This window comes from Sphingobacterium paludis, assembly GCF_004364125.1.
GTDB lineage: Bacteria > Bacteroidota > Bacteroidia > Sphingobacteriales > Sphingobacteriaceae > Sphingobacterium > Sphingobacterium paludis.
In genome coordinates this window covers 415,772-435,201 of record NZ_SNZV01000003.1, presented here as the reverse complement: position 1 = coordinate 435,201, position 19,430 = coordinate 415,772, and the positions used below count along the sequence as shown (strand labels likewise).

Sequence of the window (19,430 nt, the reverse complement as noted above, 5' to 3'; positions counted from 1 at the left end):
GATAAACTTTAAAAAAGGAAAATTCCTGCTTAGCTTATTTAGAAGCTGCTGCTAAAACCTCTTTTACTTTATCGTTGTGCACCATACTCTCTTTGAAAGTATAGGCTCCAGTTTTTGCAGATTTAGCGGTAAGGACAACCTTAGTAAACTCTTTACCACCCCCTTTTTGTAACGATGCAACTGCTTTCTTTGCCATTGTTTTATATTTTTAAGCGAGCAAAATGCTCGAAAGTGAATTACTTAATTTCTTTGTGAACAGTTACTTTTCTAAGCACAGGATTGAATTTTTTCAATTCCAAACGCTCTGTTGTGTTCTTTTTGTTCTTCGTAGTGATATAACGAGACATGCCCGGAAGACCACTTTCCTTGTGCTCAGTACATTCTAAGATTACTTGTACTCTATTTCCCTTTTTAGCCATTGTTTTACGTTGTTTAATCCGCCAGCTGACAGATAGATTTCATGAATATTTTGATAACAGGCGGTGTTAATTAAATAGATCCTTTTTGGATAAATTTATTGATAACTGCTGTAATACCGTTCTTGTTAATAGTTTTGATTGCAGATGTTGATACTTTCAACGTAATCCAACGATCTTCTTCTGGAATGTAGAAACGTTTAGTCTGTAAATTCGGGTAAAATTTACGCTTAGTCTTTACGTTTGAGTGCGAAACGTTATTTCCTTTTAATGCCGCCTTGCCTGTTAAATCACAAATTCTTGACATGATATTTGATTTTTAATGTTATCTATTGTCTTTTTCCTCTTTTCACAAAGAGTTTGCAAATATCAATATTTCTTTTGGGAATTGCAAGGAAGGGAAATAATAATTTTTAAATTTTGGGAAGCACCTTGCTGTATATCGCAAAAGTAAGCTTTTTCTCCACCCGAATCGGCCGATCGCCGAACAAATAGTTTTCCACAATTCACATCCATGCCTTACGCGCCTTTCTTATTCCTTTGTATATTTGAGCGATCAACAAAACGGAATGCTCCATAAAACAAAAGGAATAGCCTTAAAAACGACGAGCTACTCAGAGAGTAGCATCGTAGCACATGTATTTACTGAAGCTTTTGGTATGCAAGCGTTTCTGATCAATGGCGCGAAGAAACCTAAAGCTAAAATATCGGCCAATCTCTTCCAGCCTTTACACCCTTTAGACATGGTGGTCTACCATAAAGATGCGGGTGGATTGCAGCGTATACAAGAAGTTCGGCAACTGCCGCTGTTGCACGAGATTCCGTTTGATATGCGCAAAAGCGCAGTGGCTATGTTTATCAATGAAATATTATACAAGGTGCTCCGTCAACAATCTGCTGATCCCTTCCTTTTTCATTTTATCGTGCAAGCCATATTATGGTTTGATACAACACCTACCGGCCTAGCCAACTTCCATCTTATATTTTTAGTTAGATTAAGCCGATTTTTAGGGTTCCTTCCACTCCAGCATACCACGCAATCTTTCCCTTACTTTGACTTGCTTGACGGTGTTTTTTGCCACAACCTGCCTGCCCACAGCCATGTTCTTCAAGAGCCGCACACTTCTATTTTTCAACAGCTATTGAAAACAAGCTTCGAAGACTCGCAGCAGGTACGGATGCTTAAAACAGAACGAAAGTACTTGTTAGAGAAGGTGCTGGAATTCTATAAGTTGCATACTGAAAATTTTGGTAGCGTACACTCCCTGTACATTTTTGAGGAGATTTTTCAATAATTTTTTAGTTGGACAAACATTTTGGAACCTATTTTGTTGAGAAACAGGATAAGTAACAAATTTTTTATAATTAAAATAATATTACCTATGGAATGGTTTCTAAAAGTTGTGAGAGACAACTACGCGAATTTTGAAGGGCGAGCACGACGCAAAGAGTATTGGATGTTTGTTCTCGTTATGATCGGTATTTATATTGCATTACTGATTGTAGGCGGTATACTAACGTTTATCAGTGAGTCATTAGGCATGATTTTTACCGGTCTTCTATCTTTGGTAGGTTTAGCTGTACTTATCCCGACCCTTGCCGTTGGTGTGCGTCGTCTACACGACACGGGTTGCCCAACTTGGTATATTATTTTTAACTTCATCCCCTTCGTCAATCTGTACTATCTGTATTTGATGATCAAAGAAGGCGATGTTGGCCCGAATGAGTTTGGTCCCGATCCAAAAACGGGTGAAAGCGGAGGAAACCCTTTTACCAACTTCCCGCCAACACCAAATAATCCGTTTAATAACCCCAACCCTTAATCATAAAAAAGCCAGATCTATAGGATCTGGCTTTTTCACAATAAATATATTTGAAATCTATTTTAGATAAGCTTTACATTTACCGCATTAAGACCTTTACGGCCTTGCTCGATTTCAAATGACACATGGTCATTCTCACGAACTTTGTCTACTAATCCTGACACGTGAACGAAGATTTCGCTCTCGCCAGAGTTAGGAATGATGAAACCGAAACCTTTGGTCTCATTAAAGAATTTTACTACGCCTTCTTGCATTGTTAATTTTGTTTTGTATTAAAACTAAAGGTATAAATTATTTTTCAATGTCTCTTTATTTCTTCCGAAAATTTTAAACGAAAACTTTTTTTTGTGGTCAAACAAATTGAAAACATATTTGTAAGAAGTATAAAACAAAGAACATGAAAAAATTGACAGGTTTACTTTTAGCACTCTGTATGGTAACAATCGCAAGCGCACAGAACAGCAACTACGAGTTTAGTAGAAAAGTCTCTACAAGAGGCTACGCAGAACGGGAAGTTACACCCGATATCGTATACCTATCGATTTCGCTTAGGGAGTATTTTGTAGATGGGAACAGTAAGAAAAAGGTAGACATCGAAACCTTAGAGAAACAGTTGTACAACGCGGCGCTCGCTATTGGCGTCAAGAAAGAGGACTTTACCATACAAAACGTGTACAGCTACAATTATGACACGAAAAAGAAGGGTAACAATGAGCTTTTGCAAGCCAAGCAATATCGCCTCAAAATCTCGAACTTGAATGGCCTAAATGGGATGATGGATAAGGTTGATCCTAAGGGGGTGCAAAGCACGTCAATCAACGGCTACGACCATTCGCAAAAGCGCCAGATTGAAAAGGAATTAAAGGTGGCAGCCGTGCAAGATGCGCGCGCGAATGCCGAGATCATCGCAACAGCTACCGGAGATAAGATCGGCAAGGTATTAGCCATTAATGACAATAGCTCTTTCGGCTGGAACGACATCATGCCTTCGCCCCGCGCCTACAGCATGGCTAAAGTGCAAATGGAGTCGGCTGATATGGCAGGTGGCATGGAGCAGAGTCTTGATATTAGCGTACGCCCAATCAAGCTGATCTGCAATATTGACGGCATTTTTGAGCTATTATAAATTAAAGTCAATGGATGTGCCTTTTTCAAGCACATCGGATAATAAATACAGAAGAGGCTGTTTAAAAACTACTACCTTTCGTCATTGCGAGAAGGAGAAACGACGGCGAAGCAATCTTAGAAAATAAAAATGCAGATTGGTTTCCTTCGGCGGTCGTCATACTTCCTCGCAATGACGCATTTTGAAGTTGATCAATTATCTTTTTGGACAGCCCCTTATAAATTCCTACCCCCTCACTTTGCTCAAGTAAAATCGTATTTTTGTACGGATGAGCAAAACAAGAATATTCGCCCTAGCCGTCATTATACTGATGGTGTTGGCGTTCTGGACAAACCCAACCAAAGAGCAGCACGAAGACGCCGTACGTGCAAAAGCTATTGTATTGCTAAAAGAGCAGGCTGGCTCAGAAAACCAGAGCATCGTTGATTTCGGCGTGCAGCTTTTTGGCAATACGCTGATCGATCAATTCATGAAAAACCACATCAAGACAGACAATTACTTTCTGTTTTCGGTGACGAAAGTGCATTGGGATAATCAGGAAACTATCCTGGGAGTGGGGGCTTTCCAACACGTTTGGCTGAGCAAAAAGATCGACGAAAAGGCCGCAGCTATTGTGGACATGATCAAAGCCCGATAATATGTTAGATATTCTTTATCAAGACGAAGAGCTTATCGCCGTAAACAAGCCGCATGGTTTGTTGGTACACCGCTCCTCTATCGCGGCTGACACATCCGAATTTGCGCTACAGATCCTCCGCAACCAGATCCAAAAAACGGTATATCCGGCGCACCGGCTAGACCGAAAAACAGGCGGCGTGCTTCTGTTTTCTCTCAATAAGGAAATGGATAGCATGGCGCAACAACTCTTTGCCGATCGGCGCATCGACAAGACCTACCTCGCCGTTGTGCGTGGATACATGGAAGATAGCGGCAGCATCGATTATCCGCTTCGAAAAGAAAACGGAACGGTCCAAGAGGCGCTAACCCATTTCAAGACCATTTCCCGGGCGGAGGTGAACATCCCCCTTGGCAAATTCGAAACGTCGCGCTATTCGCTGGTCGAAGCGATCCCTGAGACAGGCCGAATGCATCAAATCCGGAAACATTTCGCGCACGTCTTTCATCCAATCATAGCAGACCGACCCCATGGCTGCAATAAGCAAAATAAAATGTGGAAAGATCGATTTGCCATGGACACGATGCTATTGCATGCACAAAAGCTCTGTTTTTCGCACCCCCGCACACAAGAGAAAATTGTCATTGAAGCCCCGCTACATAGCGAATTTCAGCGTGTACTGGACTTATTAAAGCTACAAGCATGAAAAAATTGATTTTGGATGTATGGCTAACCATACACGGAATAGCTGCTGCATCTGGGCTGCTGTTTAAAGACGACGCCATAACGGTTATCTCTGATAACAGTAAGTTGTTGTATACCTATCATCTGAAGCAAAAAAAGCTCGATACCATGACATTGCTTTCGGGAGATGTTCTGGAAAATATTCCAAAAAAAGAGAAAGCCGACTTCGAAGCAATCACCGAGATTGACGCCAAGCTCTATGTGTTTGGGTCAGGATCCGGCAAAAACCGGAACAGTATGGTTTGCTATGATCCGAAGCTCGGTACAAAAGACAGTGTTGATCTAGGCCCTATTTATCAGCAACTAAAAACAGATTTTTCTATTGCTGATCAAGATTTCAACATCGAAGGTGCGCTGCCCTACGGCGAAGAACTTTGGCTGTTCAACCGCGGAAATGGTCCTGGCAAGCAGAATGGGATATTTATATTGGATAAGTACACCTTTGCCCCTAAAGCTTTTTTCCATGTCGCGCTCCCTACCCTGCAAGGGGTAAGCACTGGCTTTACCGATGCCACCCAAATGGATGGGAAAATATATTTTATAGCAGCAGCGGAAGATAGCAATTCCAGCTACCACGATGGGGAAGTAAAAGGTACTGTGATCGGGCGGTTGGATCCGAAAAGCAGGGCGGTGGAGTATACCGAAACCTTAGCACTCGGCCATAAATTTGAAGGCATTACCCCTTACCGTAAAACAAGACAGGCTGTCGAGTTTTTGCTATGCGAAGATCCAGACAACGATACGGCATCATCCACGATCTACAAGGTTCGAATAAAACGATAATCGATGGCGGATTTTTAAACTAACCACTATTTTTAGTCTATTAATGCCCGTTTTTTGCCTATTTTTGGAAAAAATAGAATTTATCAGATTGCTATGATTAAAAACACCGCGCTTTCCGAGCACCATCAAACCTTAGGTGCAAAAATGGTTCCTTTTGCAGGCTTCAACATGCCTGTTCAGTACTCCGGAATTAATGATGAACACGAAACAGTACGAACGGCGGTTGGCGTCTTCGATGTGAGCCACATGGGTGAGTTTATCGTGAAAGGGGAGAAAGCGCTGGATTTGCTGCAGAAAATATCGTCGAACGACGTCGCTAAGCTGTATGATGGCAAGGTACAATATGCCTATATACCCAATGAAACGGGCGGGATCGTAGATGATTTTTTGACATATCGCATTGATGAGCAGACTTACTTTTTAGTAGTCAACGCTTCTAATATTGAAAAAGACTGGGACTGGATTAGCAAATATAATACGGATGGGGTGGACATGAAAAATATATCCGACCAAACGTCGCTTTTTGCTGTGCAGGGACCTAAAGCTGCTGAAGCCTTGCAATCATTAACCGATATCGAGCTTGCTCCCATGGAGTATTATACGTTTCAAAAAGGCACCTTTGCTGGTGTAGATAACGTGTTGGTATCGGCTACCGGCTACACGGGGGCGGGCGGTTTCGAGATCTATGTGGCCAATGAAGACGCACAGAAGGTTTGGGACGCTATTTTTGAAGCCGGTGCATCGTATGGCATCAAGCCAATCGGTCTTGGCGCTCGCGATACGCTGCGCTTAGAAATGGGCTTCTGCTTATATGGTAATGATATTGATGATAATACCTCTCCATTAGCGGCCGGCCTTGGCTGGGTAACCAAGTTTTCCAAAGACTTTGTGAATAGCGAAAACCTGAAGGCCGAGAAAGAGCGTGGTGTAGACCACAAGCTTGTTGGCTTTGAAATGATCGACCGCGGCATTGCTCGTCATGACTACGAAATTGTGGACGCTGCTGGTAACAAGATCGGCCGTGTAACGTCAGGCACGCAATCACCAACATTGAAAAAATCAATCGGTTTGGGCTATGTAAACACAGCGTTCGCAAAAGACGGAACGGAAATATTTGTTTCTATACGGAACCAACCTATTAAGGCGGTAGTCCGCAAAGCGCCTTTTGTTAAATAACACGCTTTAGAAAAAACATCCGATACGCGCATAGTGACATCACGAAAAAACAGCACATCGGTTTAGCGACCGATGTGCTGTTTGCTTTTGCACTGTACGTTATAAAAAACGCTTCTTGTGCTATTTTTTCTGTTTTTTCAGTTTCGTAGGTGCTTGTGCCTTTGTCGCGGCGTTCTTTTTTACGACCTTGAGTAGCACAACTTTAAGGTAGATCAAAACGATCATAACCGCAATAGAAATAAAAAGAAAAAGATGGTTGTTTGCTTGAAACGACTTAATACCACTATACACTAAAAACGCAATGGCAAAGTTTAAAACAACATTTAATATAAAGAATTTTGTCATGATTTGTTACTCCCCTGTCCTGGCACCACCCGCTCGCGGATAAAGAAAAAGTAAGCGATACCGGCGATGATGTTGCCAAAGATGATAAAAATTATTAATAACAAGCGCTCGACGTTTGTCAAATTTTGGGAAAGCATGACCTCGCGAAGCACCAACACCGTCCATACCAGCGAGAGTAGCAGAGCGATACTAATCAACACATCGGCAAAAGTAAATTGGAAGAGTTTTAGGGCGATGGCTAATATATAAAAGCCGAGACTAAAATAAAATGCTTGACGAGTTTGCTGTATGAGATTCCGCATGGGATAAAATTACGGAATCCTCGCCAATAAAAGCAACGCCGGATCTCTTTCCGGCGTTGCCTATTCATCAGACCAAGACTTGCTTTAGAAAGCCCCCCGTTATGGGAAAATGCCCAATTCTTCGTAAGCTACACCGATCTTGTTGATCGCGCAGATGAATGCGGCTGTTCGCAGATCGCCTTTCCCTTCCAGTGAAACATGGATGTCGCGGATTTCGCGGTAAGCACCGATCATCGTATCTTCCAGACCGGAGTGCACCAAATCAATCTCGTCTGGTCCGCGCAAAATGGTCTTCCTCTCCAAATCAGAGACCCGCTTACCCGTCATCGATTCGATAATATCGATAAGCTCTTTGTACATGTTATCGTTGAAGCGCTTTTCCAAACGGCCATAACGTACACGGCTCAAGTTTTTAAGCCACTCAAAGTAGGATACCGTTACACCTCCTGCATTTAGATAAACATCGGGGAGCACTAGAATGCCTTTACTGTTCAATATTTCGTCCGCCTCGGCTGTTATAGGTCCATTCGCTGCTTCACCAATAATTTTTGCTTTGATTCGATCAGCGTTGTCTTTATGGATAACACTTTCCAACGCGGCCGGAATAAGAATGTCGCAATCTTGTTCCAAGCCTGCAGCAGGATCGGTAAAATTGATGGCGCCCGGAAAGTCAAGAATACCACCGGTTGTCTGTCTATGCGCCTGAACAGCATCTAGATCTAAGCCCTCTTCGCTGTAAATGGCACCGTTAAACTCGATAAGGCCGACAAGCTTGGCCCCAGCTTCCTGAAAATACTTTGCGGTATGATAACCCACGTTTCCAAGACCTTGCACAATGACACGTTTCCCCTCAATACCCGTCGTCAAACCAAGCTTCTCCATATCATCTGCAAACGAGACCGCTTCGCGAATACCAAAAAATACACCTAAACCGGTGGCCTCTGTGCGCCCGCGCACACCACCCTGCGAAATCGGCTTACCCGTTACACAAGCCTGCGCATTAATATCGCCGGGGTTCAACGAAGAGTACGTATCTAATATCCAGCTCATTTCGCGTGCACTTGTTCCATAGTCAGGAGCAGGAACATCGATACCTGGACCAATAAAATTCTTTTTGCACAGCTCGGAAGTATAGCGGCGAGTGATCTTTTCCAGATCAAAATCTGTATATTTTTTTGAATCAATCTTGATCCCACCTTTACCACCACCAAACGGAACATTCACAATCGCACATTTGTAGGTCATCAATGCGGCAAGCGCCATGACTTCTTCCTGATCGACCTCCATGCTAAAACGAATACCGCCCTTGCACGGTAATTTATGATGCGAGTGCTGTACCCGATACGCTTCAATAACCTCTACCTGATCGCCTATTTTCACCGGAAACTTGATCCGCAGAATAGAGTTACACGCCTTAATCTGGGCCAATACGCCCTTGTCAAAGCGCGTGTGGGCCGCCGCTTTGTCAAAATTTCGTTGAACGCTTTCAAAAAAAGTATTGTTTTCTGTGTTCATTATTGCCATACCTTCGATTTTTGTGTTTACTGTTGGTTTTATTTCAGAAATTAAATTTATAAAACTTTAGCTTATCTATTTATCATTTGAGCACTTCGCTAAAACATTTACCTTTTTTACGTTTAAAAAGGCGTTTTGTTTTAGAAGAGGTAAAAAATGCGGGTCTAACGTGGCAATTTCGTAACGGATATACCCTTACTGCAACCAAAAAGGAGGCCATATAGGCCTCCTTTCAACTCGGTGTATTCGCGATACAGACTAGTAAACGTCCATTTCGGGATCAATCTCTTCTTTCCACGCCAAAATTCCGCCCTTTAAATTGGCCAAATTGTCGAAACCTTGCTGTTCCAAAACCATCACTGCCTGCGCGCTTCGCTTTCCACTACGGCATTGAATAATGACGGGCTTATCTTTATCAATCTTATCGGATTCGATGACGATGCCGGCCAAGGGAATATTGAGGCCGTTCAGGTTAGAAACTTCATATTCGAACGGCTCGCGAACATCTATCAATTGAAATTCATCTTGACGATCCAGCATGTCTTTCAATTCTTGAACTGTAACTTCTTTCATATCTAATTCCTTTTATCTACGATAAACTTAAGTAAAGTTACGTGGATATGCAATTATAATTACAGCATGTGCTCGCGTCAGCATTGGAGGTTTACCCCTATCGAGACTTTCAATTATAAGCGAAATGTACTATTTTTAGCAGCGATGAGGCTGCTACCCTCCAATTGGGGCAAAACAGCCGGACCAAGACAACGAAATAAACATGAAAACAACATTCGTATACAGCGCTTTGCTCTCCTTTTTATATTCAGCCTCGCTTCTTCCATCGGCACAGGCGCAGGTGGCAGAATTATCCGATATTCAACGGATGGTAGAAACATTAGCATCGGATGAGATGCGTGGCCGTGCCTCGCTGAGCACAGATATTGGCCGCGCCGCTGACTTCATTGCTTCGGAATTTCGCGAGGCGGGTTTACAGCCCTACGCGGAAGATAACTATAGGCAGTCTTTTGAGGTGACAAAGATTACGAACGGCAAACAAGCAGTTAAGATAAATGGCAAACCTTTAAAAGAGGACGAATTTGTGCTGCTCAGCAACGCGGGCACGCTTTCCTGGAATACGGCATCAAGCATAGAAAATCTGGAAATTAAAGCTGGTGAAGATTTTTCACAACGCTTTCGCCAGATCGTACGCGAGAATCCAAATAACAGCATTGTTTGGGTTGATGCTTCTTTTGCGCCGATGTTAGCTCGTTTTAAAAAGATATTTTCCCGTGAAAATGTGGTACCGAAACAAGAGCAAACTAGCGACGGTCCCAGCAAGGTGTTTATCCTGAAAAAAGCTGCAGCAAGCAGTTATGAGATCAGTGCATCCACCTCGCGTGTGGATTTTCCACTGTTTAATGTTGCTGCAGTCATTCCCGGAAAATCTAAGCCTGAAGAATTTGTGGTGTTCTCCGGGCATTATGACCATATCGGAATTTTAGATGCTGTCGGGCAGGACTCCATTGCAAATGGAGCCGACGACGATGCTTCGGGTACGACGGCGATGATTGCGCTGGCCAAGTATTTTAAAAAAGCGGATATCAATGAGCGGACTTTGATCTTTGTGGCTTTTACGGCCGAGGAAATCGGCATGTTCGGCTCGAAATACTTTTCCAATCATATCGACGCCGATAAAGTGGTGGCCATGATCAATATCGAGATGATCGGCAAGGATTCAAAATTTGGGCCAAACTCGCTCTATGTAACGGGCTACGAAAACTCCAATCTGGCCAAGCTGATGCAGGAGCACCTGCGAGGAACCGAATTCACCTTTCATCCAGACCCCTACCCGCAGCAAAACCTCTTTTACCGAAGCGATAATGCGGTGTTAGCGGCATTAGGTGTCCCAGCACATACGTTCTCTACCTCACAAATTGATAAGGATAGCTATTACCACACCGTCAAAGACGAAGTGTCCACGCTGGATATCCAGAACATTAAATCCAGTATTGAAGCGATTGCGAAAGGGGTAGAAGGAATTATAAAGGGCGAGCAAACGCCGTCGCGGGTAGAAAAACTCAAGTAGCTGATCTGCCTAGCAATGCCTATGTTGTGGGTATAGTTTTCTGCATGATGTAATCATCCAATATGAAATTAAAATAGGGGATGTCAATTTCTTCGACAATATGGAAACCCTGTTTTAGATAGAAGAAGTAGGCTTTGTTTTTACGGTTAACGTTCAGCTCTATCGTGTGAATCTGCAGCGCCAACGCTCGCTGTTGCGCAAAATCCAGTAACGCACGACCGTAGCCTTTGCCTTGTACCTGCGGAAGCAGATATAGCTTTTCTATACGCAAAATATCGGGTTGCTTATGCTGTAAAGCCATGAAACCAATAGAATTGTGGTTTTCGGTGGCCAAATAGAAGCGCTGGCCGGTCTGCATCGCCTTACGGATTCCTTCCTCACTATAGAGTTGCTGCAGCATAAATTGGATTTGCTGATCGGATAGCACGTTCGCGTAGCCGTGCCACCAGCTTTGTTGAGCAAGCTTTTCGATGATCGGCCAGTCGGCTTCCTGTGCCTCGACGAACTGCATTACAAGCGCTCTCCTACCGCTACAAAACTGTCGGAATTAAACCCGAGATAAAAAAAGCCATCTTGCTCGGTTTCAAAAACGTTATCTGTGACCTTGCGTAAACCAACTACGGATTTCAGTTGCGTTTCATCCACATAAATCCGATCCCCTTTCACCTTCCATTTCTCGTACGTATGCTGCACATACACCAGACGTTTTCCCGCAGCAAAGACCACGACATTAATCGCATCCGCAACATGCAAAAACGACGGGTGTAGCGAATCACAGACAATATTCACTGCTTTATATTGATGGGCAATGAGATATTCCAACGCCTCGGTGATAAAGTCTTTTTGAATAGAAAATTGCTTAATCTGCTCTTGGGCATAGTTGGTTTCCTGATGCGTAAAAACGATATCGACCTTTATCCCTTGGGCCAATAGAAAGTCGATTGTATAATTGTCTGTCAAAATAGTGGGGCTCCACTCCAGTAGCTGTCCTAACTGCTCGCTATCTAACGCTTCGCTAGTCGCTACGATAAGTGCAGGTTCTTGATTTTCTCTGACAATATGATGGGATGACATCTGTGATAAACTTTGAGTTGAATGGACGCTATAAACTATGCTCTCGCCTGTTGGCTATTTTTGCACGGAACACATTCTTATTCGCCCAGCTGCTTCAAGGTGATATAAGCCATCAGGCCGATGCTTGTTTTAAGTGCATGCTCATCAATATCGAAAGATGGGGTATGAACAGCAGATTGAATTCCTCTTTCCTTATTCCCTGTGCCCAGTCGATAAAAACAAGCGCTAATCTCTTGCGAATAGTACGAAAAGTCTTCTGCCGCCGGCCAGATATCCAGCTCCACCACATTGTCTTTGCCTAAGTATTCGATAGCATAACCACGCGATGCCTCGGTGATGGTCGGTTCATTAATTAAAAAAGGGTATCCTTTTCGCACTTCAAAGTCACATGTTGCACCCATGCTTTCGGCAATGCCCACGGCCATTTTGACCATACGCTCGTGCGCGTCGGCTCGCCAAGTCTCATCAAACGTACGAAACGTACCTTCCAGATGCACTTCATCGGGGATCACGTTGGTAGCCCCTTGGCCAATAATTTTGCCCCACGACAGCACGGACGGTATACGCGGATCAGCATTTCTGCTGACGATCTGCTGCATAGCAGTGATGATCTGCGCCGTGATAGCAATAGGATCGATATTTTGATGCGGATGTGCACCATGTCCTCCACGTCCTTTCACCGTCATAAACAGCTCATCGCAGGATGCCATGTATTTCCCGGAACGAAATCCGACCTTTCCGGCCTCAATAAGTGGCATGACATGTTGACCGATAATGCCTGCTGGCGCCGGATTGTGTAATACGCCTTCTTTGATCATGATGGATGCACCACCAGGAAGGCGCTCCTCACCCGGTTGAAATATAAGCTTTACAGTGCCGCCAAACTCCGCGCGCAACGATTGCAAAATAGCTGCCACGCCGAGTAACGATGATGTATGAACATCATGCCCGCAAGCGTGCATCACGCCTTCGTTTTGCGAGCCATAGGTTCTTCCTTCAACTTCTTGTATAGGTAGCGCGTCCATATCTGCACGTAATGCCAACACCTTTCCAACGGGCTTCTCGCCGTGGATAAGTGCGACAACACCGGTATTGGCCATCGTTTCATGCGGAATACCTAATTGATCGAGCTTTTGCCGCACAAAAGCTGCGGTTTGGTACTCTTCAAAAGAAAGTTCCGGATTTTGATGCAAATGACGTCTGATGGCAACCGTTTCATCAAAAAATACTTCAGCAAGTTGCTTTATTTTATCTTTTAACATGGTGCATGGAGGTTTTTATTCGTAAGCCCAGATATCCTCTGTAAAGACAAACACATTGCTGTATTGGGAACGCAACACGCGCATGAAGTTCGTAGCCTCCGCTCTGCTGCGGAAATCACCTACCTTCACGCGGTAATTGGGCTCGTTATAGGTAACATAGCTCCCCATATCTTTATAGGCATTCTGGAATCTCGATTGGACAGCATAGGCTTCATTTCGGCTGGACCCCGAGAAGATCTGTACACGAAAACCACGCACTTTCACGCGTTTCGCATTCTTCTTATCCACCACTTTAGAACCCAAGCTTACCATACGCGCTGTGGTGGGGTTGATACCATTCTCTGCTCTATATTGCTGCAATACGCCAATCAGCGAATCCTTTTGTACTTCGACCACACCCGTTTGGGCATTGCTTATTTGAACACATGCAACAAGAACGAAACCTAGTATCAACCCTTTATATAACATTTCAATATTCTTTTTAACTGTTTTTACCGTGACAGTTTTTATATTTCAAACCAGAGCCACAGGGACACTCGTCATTGCGACCTACCGTCTGCTCTTTACGGATGGGCTGCGTAATCTGTTGCTCACGCGTATCGCTGTCTTCTTCAGAAACGCCGGTGGGCGAAGATAGTTCTGCTTTAGTTGCCTTAACCTGCGCCGGTTGAGCCGGAACCGGACGAGCGGCTTGGATATTTTGCGGCTGTTGCTGCTGCCCCGGAATTTCACCTTTGAACAAGAAGCTTACAATCTCTTTATTCATAGAGGCCAACATGCTCTTGAACAAGTTATAGGCTTCCATCTTATAGATTATGATGGGATCTTTCTGTTCGTAAACGGCGTTTTGAACCGATTGCTTCAAGTCATCCATTTCGCGAAGGTGCTCCTTCCACGCTTCGTCGATAAGCGCCAGTACTATACCTTTTTCAAAAGATTTGAAAACTTCACGTCCATTTGACTCTACGGCCTTCTGTAGATTGGTTGCAACTTGTATGCCACGAATACCATCACTGAACGGAACAACCACATTCTCAATCATGGCACCACGTTCCGCCATTACATTGGTCAGTACAGGCAGCGTTTGCTCGGCGATCTGTAGCGCCTTATCGTGATAGTGTTCGATAATCTGCTGGAACAGCTTATCGGTTAGATTCACTGTATTTGTTTGTGTAAACTCCTCAGCCGTTACCTCAGGATTAATGGCAAATAAACGAATGACTTCGATTTGGAACTCTTCATACGTGCCTCCTTCTTTTGCTTCGATAACCACATCCTCCACCACATCAAAAATGGTATTGTTTAAGTCGACGTCTAAACGCTCACCAAAAAGGGCATTTTTACGCTTCGAGTAGATTACTGTCCGCTGCGAGTTCATCACATCGTCATACTCCAACAAGCGTTTACGAATACCAAAGTTATTCTCTTCTACCTTACGTTGGGCTCTTTCGATAGACTTCGTTAACATACTGTGTTGCATCACTTCGCCTTCCTCGACACCCATTTTCACCATGATGTTGGATATACGTTCTGACGCGAAAAGGCGCATCAAGTTGTCTTCCAACGACACAAAAAACTGTGACGATCCCGGATCTCCCTGACGGCCAGCACGACCACGCAACTGGCGGTCTACACGACGAGACTCGTGGCGCTCGGTACCGATGATGGCTAAACCGCCGGCCTGGATAACGTCGCTTGTTAACTTAATATCGGTACCCCGACCAGCCATGTTCGTCGCAATCGTAACCTGGCCAGGACGACCAGCTTCGGCAACGATATCGGCTTCCTTTTGGTGGAGTTTTGCATTTAATACGTTATGTTTAATACCGCGTAGTTTCAGCATACGGCTTAGCAATTCCGAGATCTCGACGGATGTAGTACCGACCAATACAGGTCTGCCTTCTTCCGTAAGACGTTGGATCTCTTGAGCCACCGCATTGTATTTTTCGCGTGCGGTACGGTAGATGAAATCTTGACGGTCATCACGCTGTATATTACGGTTAGTCGGAATCTCAACTACATCTAATTTATAGATTTCCCAAAGCTCACCTGCCTCTGTAGATGCTGTACCCGTCATCCCTGACAGCTTATGGTACATCCGGAAGTAGTTTTGTAAGGTAATGGTTGCGTAGGTTTGCGTAGCATCCTCTACCTTTACATTCTCTTTCGCTTCGATAGCCTGGTGTAAACCATCCGAATAACGACGGCCTTCCATAATACGACCCGTTTGCTCGTCGACAATTTTTACTTTCCCTTCATCAACGATGTATTGGTCATCAATTTCAAATAAGGTATAGGCCTTCAACAACTGGTTGATGGAGTGTATGCGCTCTGATTTGATCGAATAATCGCGCAACAACTCTTCTTTTTTCTGCGCTTTATCTTCTAGCGAGAGATCAGAACGTTCTATATCGGCTATTTCAGAGCCTACATCGGGAAGGATGAAGAATGATGGATCTTCGCCAGACGCCGTGATCAACTCAATACCTTTTTCCGTTAATTCTACCTGGTTGTTCTTTTCATCGATCACGAAAAACAATTCCGCATCTACCTTGGGCATATTGCGGTTTTGTTCTTGCATATAGTAGTTTTCTACTTTTTGAAGAAGCTGTCTGTGGTTGCTCTCCGACAGGAACTTGATCAATGCCTTGTTTTTAGGAAGTCCACGGTAAGCACGCAGTAATGACATACCGCCGCCTTCAGCATCGCTATTGCCCGCTGCGATGGCTTTCTTCGCCTCATTGAAAACCGTGTTGATATAGGCTTTTTGTGCGTTAACTAAACGCTCAATGCGCGGTTTCAATTGGTAGAACTCGTGCTGATCGCCACGTGGAATTGGTCCAGAGATAATAAGAGGTGTCCGTGCATCATCGATTAAGACAGAATCCACCTCATCGATCATGGCAAAATGCAGTTTACGTTGCACCATAGCATCAGGAGACTGCGTCATATTATCACGCAAATAGTCAAAACCGAATTCATTGTTGGTACCGTAAACAATATCGGACAGGTATGCTTTTCTGCGTTGTGGAGAGTTCGGTTGGTGTTTATCGATACAATCGACGCTTAAGCCGTGGAACTCGAAAAGTGGCCCGTTCCACTCGGAGTCACGACGTGCTAGGTAGTCGTTCACGGTCACAATGTGTACTCCCTGCCCCGACAAAGCATTTAAATAGGTTGGCAATGTACCCACCAATGTTTTACCTTCACCTGTCGACATCTCGGAAATCTTTCCTTGGTGCAACACGATACCACCGATTAACTGAACATCATAGTGCACCATGTTCCAGGTAACTTCCGTTCCTGCAGCCAACCATGAGTTTTTCCAGATGGCCTTATCCCCTTGGATGGTTACGTTTGGCTTGCGCCCTGCGATCTCCCGGTCAAACTCCGTTGCGGTAACTTCTATTTCCTTGTTTTCCGAAAGCCTGCGAGCGGTCTCTTTCACAACTGCAAAACCTTCTGGCAAGATTTCTAATAATACTTCTTCTAGTTTTTTATCCCGGTCCTTAGAAAGCTTGTCTACCCTTTCGTACAGTTCCGTTTTCTTGCCCATATCAACATCGTCCTGATCCGCTTCTGCTTTCAGTGAAGCTATTTCGTTGTCTATATCGGCTAAATATTCTTTGATTCTATTTTTGAAGGCTAGGGTCTTGCCACGTAGTTCATCGTTAGATAATGAGGATAGCTTTTCGTATTCTTCTTTTATTTTGTTTACAATAGGCTGTATGGATTTGATATCTCGTTCAGACTTACTGCCAAATAATTTACTTAGAAATTGTAACATATTCTTTTTTTTTCTCCGTTTACCGCTGTGCAATAATGACTCCAATCCTATTTTGCAGACATTTTGGCACCAATCGGGCAAATTTACTTATTAGATGTGATAACTAACAGAATTACAAGTTATTTTTTTGTTTTGTTACGTAGCGGTTTCCCGGCGTGCCGCAGCGCCATGCTAAGGCTATCGCGTCAAGAAAAGCTCGTCTGTGAATTGGGGGATAATACCCAATGCGACAGCTTTATCAAACATCTGCTGGATAGCCTCACGACCTTGGGGGCCTAAATTCTCCGAGTATTTATTTACGTAGAGCTCAATATGTTTGTACATCACCGCCTCTTCCATTTCTTGGGCGTGTGAACGAATATAATCGATTGCCGACCTCGGGTGTTCAAAAGCGAATTGAACGCTCTCCCGAATAAGGGAATTTATCTGCAGTTTCAGCGCTTTATCCAAACTGCGTTTTACTACAATACCGCCTAGCGGGATCGGGCTGCCAGTCGTCCGCTCCCAATAATCGCCTAAGTCGACAACTTTATGCAAGCCTTTTACCTGATACGTGAAGCGATTTTCATGGATGATCAGTCCAAGATCGATCCTGCCCCCCAAAAGCGCGTTTTCTATGTCCGAAAAGACCAGTTCAACCTTGTTTTGTAACGTGGGGAATGCTAGACCCAAGAGGAAATTTGCCGTGGTATAGCGCCCAGGGATTCCAATGCTAAGCTTTTCCTCATGTTCTGACATGTTGCCGCCAGCTTCCAAAAGCTGTCGTAGCCGTGTGGCTAGCGCTTCATCTTTCGTAATGAGAAGCGGGCCCACGCCGAAGCCAAGCGCACTTCCGGCATCCAGCAACTCGTACTCTTTAGCTGCATAGGCAAACGCGTGATAACTTAATTTGGTAATGTCTAATTCGCCTTGGAAAGCTTTTTGGTTTAACGTTTCGACGTCTTGATAATCGACATCGAAGGTAAGCCCTTGGGTATCGATCTTATGATGGATCAACGCGTCAAATATAAAGGTGTCGTTTGGACAAGGAGAAAAACCCAATGTTAATTTCATTTCTATTCTTTTTTGTGGGGGGGATGTCATACATGCACGAGCTACTCTAGTACGCTACCTTGCCGCGCTGTCGCTTCTTTTCTTGGCAACGTAGCTGCTGTTGAGCATTTACATGCGAAGCTTGAAAAAATACAAAAATAGCAGCATACCCAAAAATGTGATCAAAACAATGCCTTTCGCCGTCTGGTCGTAAGGCACGGCCCTTTTATAAAAAACACGCATCAGCACGAGATTGATGCCTGCCGCAACAACGTAAAACGCAAAGGGCTTTGTTGGAAAAAGCTGTGTAGGCAGGCTGGTGTATGTCGTGAGCGCATACGCGAGCAAAGGAAACACGGCTCCCAGACCGACGCCGATCCATATACTATCTCGCATGATCGATATCGAATGTCCAGGAATTTAAATCCGTGATCGCATGATGCGCAGTCATATCAAACTGTGTCGGAACGACGGATACATAACCGTTGCTTAGTGCAAAAACATCGGTATCTTCACCCTTGTCCAGTAGCTGGAATTTTCCTGTCATCCAAAAATATTCACGTTCGTACGGATCTACCCGCTCATCAAATTCCTCAAACCATTTTGCCGTAGCTTGTCTGCAGATTTTGATCCCCTTGATTTCTTTACTCCGATGCGGGAAATTGACATTGAGCAAGGTCGCTTTCTGCAAGCCATTTTCTAGCACCTGCTCGGCGATAGCACGAATGTACGGCCGGCAATGCGAAAAATCTGCCTGATGCGAAAAATCATCCAACGAAAACCCGATGGACGGAATGTCTTCTATAGCGCCTTCGACCGCAGCAGACATGGTTCCAGAATACAGCACATTGATGGAATAATTTAAACCGTGGTTGACCCCGGAGACGCATAGGTCTGGCTTTTTGCCTTTAAATATTTTGTTGACGGCCAGCTTGACACAATCTACAGGCGTGCCCGAGCATTTATACATCTCTACGCCTGCGTAGAGATCAATCTTGTCCAATCGAAGGGGCTTTCCAATCGTAATAGCGTGCCCCATCCCAGACTGTGGACTATCCGGTGCGACGACCACCACATCTCCGATTTTTTGCATCTCCTCGAGTAAAACTTTGATGCCGGGAGCGGTTATTCCATCGTCGTTTACAACCAGAATTGTCGGTTTCTTTTTTGCCATATGCGAATTTAACAAAAACATTTAGGAATTTATTACAGGAACAGCGATCAAAAAGCCTCAAAAGCTACGCATGCCTTGTAGGTCATACCTAGCTTATCGGCGGAAGGGAAAAGTAAAATTGTCGGCAAGAATGGCAACGTTTCCGAAGATAAGCCTACCGAGCTCCACGATT

The 19,430-nt window shown here is 44.2% G+C and carries 24 protein-coding genes; 8 read left to right on the top strand and 16 right to left on the bottom strand.

What is annotated here, in order from left to right; genetic code table 11:
• Positions 1–34: 34 nt before the first annotated feature.
• The 3 genes from B0I21_RS08030 to rpmB form a co-directional block, all read right to left on the bottom strand.
• A complete protein-coding gene (locus B0I21_RS08030; protein WP_133639944.1) occupies positions 35–196 on the bottom strand; it encodes a DUF4295 domain-containing protein in 162 nt (53 codons plus the stop codon).
• Between the two features lie 40 nt (positions 197–236).
• Positions 237–419, bottom strand: a complete 183-nt coding sequence (gene rpmG, locus B0I21_RS08025; RefSeq protein WP_002998409.1) for a 50S ribosomal protein L33 — start codon at positions 417–419, stop codon at positions 237–239.
• 70 nt (positions 420–489) lie between these two features.
• The gene (gene rpmB / locus B0I21_RS08020; RefSeq protein WP_037497627.1) at positions 490–723 is read right to left on the bottom strand and encodes a 50S ribosomal protein L28; all 234 of its coding nucleotides are present in this window, start codon (positions 721–723) and stop codon (positions 490–492) included.
• Positions 724–985: 262 nt separating this feature from the next.
• On the opposite strand from rpmB, the gene recO reads away from it, so the two are divergent.
• Positions 986–1,711: a DNA repair protein RecO gene (gene recO, locus B0I21_RS08015; RefSeq protein WP_133639943.1), complete on the top strand. Its 726-nt coding sequence runs from the start codon at positions 986–988 to the stop codon at positions 1,709–1,711.
• 87 nt (positions 1,712–1,798) lie between these two features.
• Positions 1,799–2,239, top strand: a complete 441-nt coding sequence (locus B0I21_RS08010) for a DUF805 domain-containing protein (RefSeq protein WP_133639942.1) — start codon at positions 1,799–1,801, stop codon at positions 2,237–2,239.
• A 62-nt stretch (positions 2,240–2,301) separates the two neighbouring features.
• On the opposite strand, the gene B0I21_RS08005 is transcribed toward B0I21_RS08010, so the two are convergent.
• Entirely contained in the window at positions 2,302–2,493 is a 192-nt protein-coding gene (locus tag B0I21_RS08005; protein WP_037497624.1) for a cold-shock protein, read from the bottom strand.
• A gap of 143 nt (positions 2,494–2,636) precedes the next feature.
• On the opposite strand from B0I21_RS08005, the gene B0I21_RS08000 reads away from it, so the two are divergent.
• The 5 genes from B0I21_RS08000 (at position 2,637) to gcvT (ending at position 6,684) form a co-directional block, all read left to right on the top strand.
• Positions 2,637–3,365, top strand: coding sequence for an SIMPL domain-containing protein (locus tag B0I21_RS08000; RefSeq protein ID WP_133639941.1), 729 nt, complete (start codon positions 2,637–2,639; stop codon positions 3,363–3,365).
• Between the two features lie 268 nt (positions 3,366–3,633).
• Entirely contained in the window at positions 3,634–4,002 is a 369-nt protein-coding gene (locus B0I21_RS07995) for a DUF4359 domain-containing protein (RefSeq protein ID WP_133639940.1), read from the top strand.
• A gap of 1 nt (position 4,003) precedes the next feature.
• Positions 4,004–4,687, top strand: coding sequence for a pseudouridine synthase (locus B0I21_RS07990; protein WP_133639939.1), 684 nt, complete (start codon positions 4,004–4,006; stop codon positions 4,685–4,687).
• The gene (locus B0I21_RS07985; protein ID WP_133639938.1) at positions 4,684–5,508 is read left to right on the top strand and encodes a DUF6929 family protein; all 825 of its coding nucleotides are present in this window, start codon (positions 4,684–4,686) and stop codon (positions 5,506–5,508) included. Before B0I21_RS07990 ends, B0I21_RS07985 begins: the two co-directional genes overlap by 4 nt.
• A gap of 96 nt (positions 5,509–5,604) precedes the next feature.
• Complete coding sequence (gcvT, locus tag B0I21_RS07980; protein ID WP_166637814.1) at positions 5,605–6,684, top strand: glycine cleavage system aminomethyltransferase GcvT; 1,080 nt, start codon at positions 5,605–5,607, stop codon at positions 6,682–6,684.
• A gap of 120 nt (positions 6,685–6,804) precedes the next feature.
• Here gcvT and B0I21_RS20545 read toward each other — a convergent pair whose 3' ends face one another.
• The 4 genes from B0I21_RS20545 to B0I21_RS07965 all read right to left on the bottom strand — a co-directional run bounded on the left by B0I21_RS20545 (position 6,805) and on the right by B0I21_RS07965 (position 9,419).
• Positions 6,805–7,029 (bottom strand): DUF6358 family protein, encoded by a 225-nt coding sequence (locus tag B0I21_RS20545; RefSeq protein WP_394346347.1) that lies wholly within the window; start codon positions 7,027–7,029, stop codon positions 6,805–6,807.
• A complete protein-coding gene (locus tag B0I21_RS07975; RefSeq protein WP_133639936.1) occupies positions 7,026–7,331 on the bottom strand; it encodes a hypothetical protein in 306 nt (101 codons plus the stop codon). The genes B0I21_RS20545 and B0I21_RS07975 overlap by 4 nt, the downstream gene beginning before the upstream one ends.
• Positions 7,332–7,430: 99 nt before the next feature.
• Complete coding sequence (locus B0I21_RS07970) at positions 7,431–8,855, bottom strand: Glu/Leu/Phe/Val family dehydrogenase (protein ID WP_133639935.1); 1,425 nt, start codon at positions 8,853–8,855, stop codon at positions 7,431–7,433.
• Positions 8,856–9,104: 249 nt separating this feature from the next.
• Positions 9,105–9,419, bottom strand: coding sequence for a rhodanese-like domain-containing protein (locus B0I21_RS07965; protein ID WP_133639934.1), 315 nt, complete (start codon positions 9,417–9,419; stop codon positions 9,105–9,107).
• Positions 9,420–9,621: 202 nt separating this feature from the next.
• On the opposite strand from B0I21_RS07965, the gene B0I21_RS07960 reads away from it, so the two are divergent.
• A complete protein-coding gene (locus B0I21_RS07960; protein WP_133639933.1) occupies positions 9,622–10,929 on the top strand; it encodes a M20/M25/M40 family metallo-hydrolase in 1,308 nt (435 codons plus the stop codon).
• Between the two features lie 19 nt (positions 10,930–10,948).
• On the opposite strand, the gene B0I21_RS07955 is transcribed toward B0I21_RS07960, so the two are convergent.
• The 8 genes from B0I21_RS07955 to surE all read right to left on the bottom strand — a co-directional run bounded on the left by B0I21_RS07955 (position 10,949) and on the right by surE (position 19,258).
• The gene (locus B0I21_RS07955; RefSeq protein ID WP_133639932.1) at positions 10,949–11,440 is read right to left on the bottom strand and encodes a GNAT family N-acetyltransferase; all 492 of its coding nucleotides are present in this window, start codon (positions 11,438–11,440) and stop codon (positions 10,949–10,951) included.
• Entirely contained in the window at positions 11,440–12,003 is a 564-nt protein-coding gene (locus B0I21_RS07950; RefSeq protein WP_133639931.1) for a hypothetical protein, read from the bottom strand. Before B0I21_RS07950 ends, B0I21_RS07955 begins: the two co-directional genes overlap by 1 nt.
• A gap of 77 nt (positions 12,004–12,080) precedes the next feature.
• Positions 12,081–13,265 (bottom strand): M20 metallopeptidase family protein, encoded by a 1,185-nt coding sequence (locus B0I21_RS07945; protein WP_133639930.1) that lies wholly within the window; start codon positions 13,263–13,265, stop codon positions 12,081–12,083.
• 15 nt (positions 13,266–13,280) lie between these two features.
• The gene (locus tag B0I21_RS07940) at positions 13,281–13,733 is read right to left on the bottom strand and encodes an SPOR domain-containing protein (protein WP_133639929.1); all 453 of its coding nucleotides are present in this window, start codon (positions 13,731–13,733) and stop codon (positions 13,281–13,283) included.
• A 13-nt stretch (positions 13,734–13,746) separates the two neighbouring features.
• The gene (gene secA / locus B0I21_RS07935) at positions 13,747–17,052 is read right to left on the bottom strand and encodes a preprotein translocase subunit SecA (protein ID WP_133639928.1); all 3,306 of its coding nucleotides are present in this window, start codon (positions 17,050–17,052) and stop codon (positions 13,747–13,749) included.
• Positions 17,053–17,229: 177 nt separating this feature from the next.
• Entirely contained in the window at positions 17,230–18,105 is an 876-nt protein-coding gene (locus tag B0I21_RS07930) for a menaquinone biosynthesis family protein (RefSeq protein WP_133639927.1), read from the bottom strand.
• 108 nt (positions 18,106–18,213) lie between these two features.
• Positions 18,214–18,480: a hypothetical protein gene (locus B0I21_RS07925; protein WP_133639926.1), complete on the bottom strand. Its 267-nt coding sequence runs from the start codon at positions 18,478–18,480 to the stop codon at positions 18,214–18,216.
• The gene (gene surE / locus B0I21_RS07920; protein WP_133639925.1) at positions 18,470–19,258 is read right to left on the bottom strand and encodes a 5'/3'-nucleotidase SurE; all 789 of its coding nucleotides are present in this window, start codon (positions 19,256–19,258) and stop codon (positions 18,470–18,472) included. The genes B0I21_RS07925 and surE overlap by 11 nt, the downstream gene beginning before the upstream one ends.
• Positions 19,259–19,430: the final 172 nt, after the last annotated feature.

Excerpts from the sequence above, each read along its gene's own strand:
- B0I21_RS08010 (WP_133639942.1), top strand. The coding sequence starts at position 1,799 with ATGGAATGGTTTCTAAAAGTTGTGAGAGACAACTACGCGAATTTTGAA.
- surE (WP_133639925.1), bottom strand. The coding sequence starts at position 19,258 with ATGGCAAAAAAGAAACCGACAATTCTGGTTGTAAACGACGATGGAATA.
- B0I21_RS07955 (WP_133639932.1), bottom strand. The coding sequence starts at position 11,440 with ATGCAGTTCGTCGAGGCACAGGAAGCCGACTGGCCGATCATCGAAAAG.
- rpmB (WP_037497627.1), bottom strand. The coding sequence starts at position 723 with ATGTCAAGAATTTGTGATTTAACAGGCAAGGCGGCATTAAAAGGAAAT.
- B0I21_RS07990 (WP_133639939.1), top strand. The coding sequence starts at position 4,004 with ATGTTAGATATTCTTTATCAAGACGAAGAGCTTATCGCCGTAAACAAG.
- B0I21_RS07925 (WP_133639926.1), bottom strand. The coding sequence starts at position 18,480 with ATGCGAGATAGTATATGGATCGGCGTCGGTCTGGGAGCCGTGTTTCCT.
- B0I21_RS07940 (WP_133639929.1), bottom strand. The coding sequence starts at position 13,733 with ATGTTATATAAAGGGTTGATACTAGGTTTCGTTCTTGTTGCATGTGTT.
- B0I21_RS07945 (WP_133639930.1), bottom strand. The coding sequence starts at position 13,265 with ATGTTAAAAGATAAAATAAAGCAACTTGCTGAAGTATTTTTTGATGAA.
- rpmG (WP_002998409.1), bottom strand. The coding sequence starts at position 419 with ATGGCTAAAAAGGGAAATAGAGTACAAGTAATCTTAGAATGTACTGAG.
- B0I21_RS07975 (WP_133639936.1), bottom strand. The coding sequence starts at position 7,331 with ATGCGGAATCTCATACAGCAAACTCGTCAAGCATTTTATTTTAGTCTC.
- B0I21_RS20545 (WP_394346347.1), bottom strand. The coding sequence starts at position 7,029 with ATGACAAAATTCTTTATATTAAATGTTGTTTTAAACTTTGCCATTGCG.
- B0I21_RS07970 (WP_133639935.1), bottom strand. The coding sequence starts at position 8,855 with ATGGCAATAATGAACACAGAAAACAATACTTTTTTTGAAAGCGTTCAA.
- B0I21_RS07950 (WP_133639931.1), bottom strand. The coding sequence starts at position 12,003 with ATGTCATCCCATCATATTGTCAGAGAAAATCAAGAACCTGCACTTATC.
- B0I21_RS07965 (WP_133639934.1), bottom strand. The coding sequence starts at position 9,419 with ATGAAAGAAGTTACAGTTCAAGAATTGAAAGACATGCTGGATCGTCAA.
- B0I21_RS07995 (WP_133639940.1), top strand. The coding sequence starts at position 3,634 with ATGAGCAAAACAAGAATATTCGCCCTAGCCGTCATTATACTGATGGTG.
- secA (WP_133639928.1), bottom strand. The coding sequence starts at position 17,052 with ATGTTACAATTTCTAAGTAAATTATTTGGCAGTAAGTCTGAACGAGAT.
- B0I21_RS08005 (WP_037497624.1), bottom strand. The coding sequence starts at position 2,493 with ATGCAAGAAGGCGTAGTAAAATTCTTTAATGAGACCAAAGGTTTCGGT.
- B0I21_RS07960 (WP_133639933.1), top strand. The coding sequence starts at position 9,622 with ATGAAAACAACATTCGTATACAGCGCTTTGCTCTCCTTTTTATATTCA.
- B0I21_RS07985 (WP_133639938.1), top strand. The coding sequence starts at position 4,684 with ATGAAAAAATTGATTTTGGATGTATGGCTAACCATACACGGAATAGCT.
- recO (WP_133639943.1), top strand. The coding sequence starts at position 986 with ATGCTCCATAAAACAAAAGGAATAGCCTTAAAAACGACGAGCTACTCA.
- B0I21_RS08000 (WP_133639941.1), top strand. The coding sequence starts at position 2,637 with ATGAAAAAATTGACAGGTTTACTTTTAGCACTCTGTATGGTAACAATC.
- B0I21_RS07930 (WP_133639927.1), bottom strand. The coding sequence starts at position 18,105 with ATGAAATTAACATTGGGTTTTTCTCCTTGTCCAAACGACACCTTTATA.
- B0I21_RS08030 (WP_133639944.1), bottom strand. The coding sequence starts at position 196 with ATGGCAAAGAAAGCAGTTGCATCGTTACAAAAAGGGGGTGGTAAAGAG.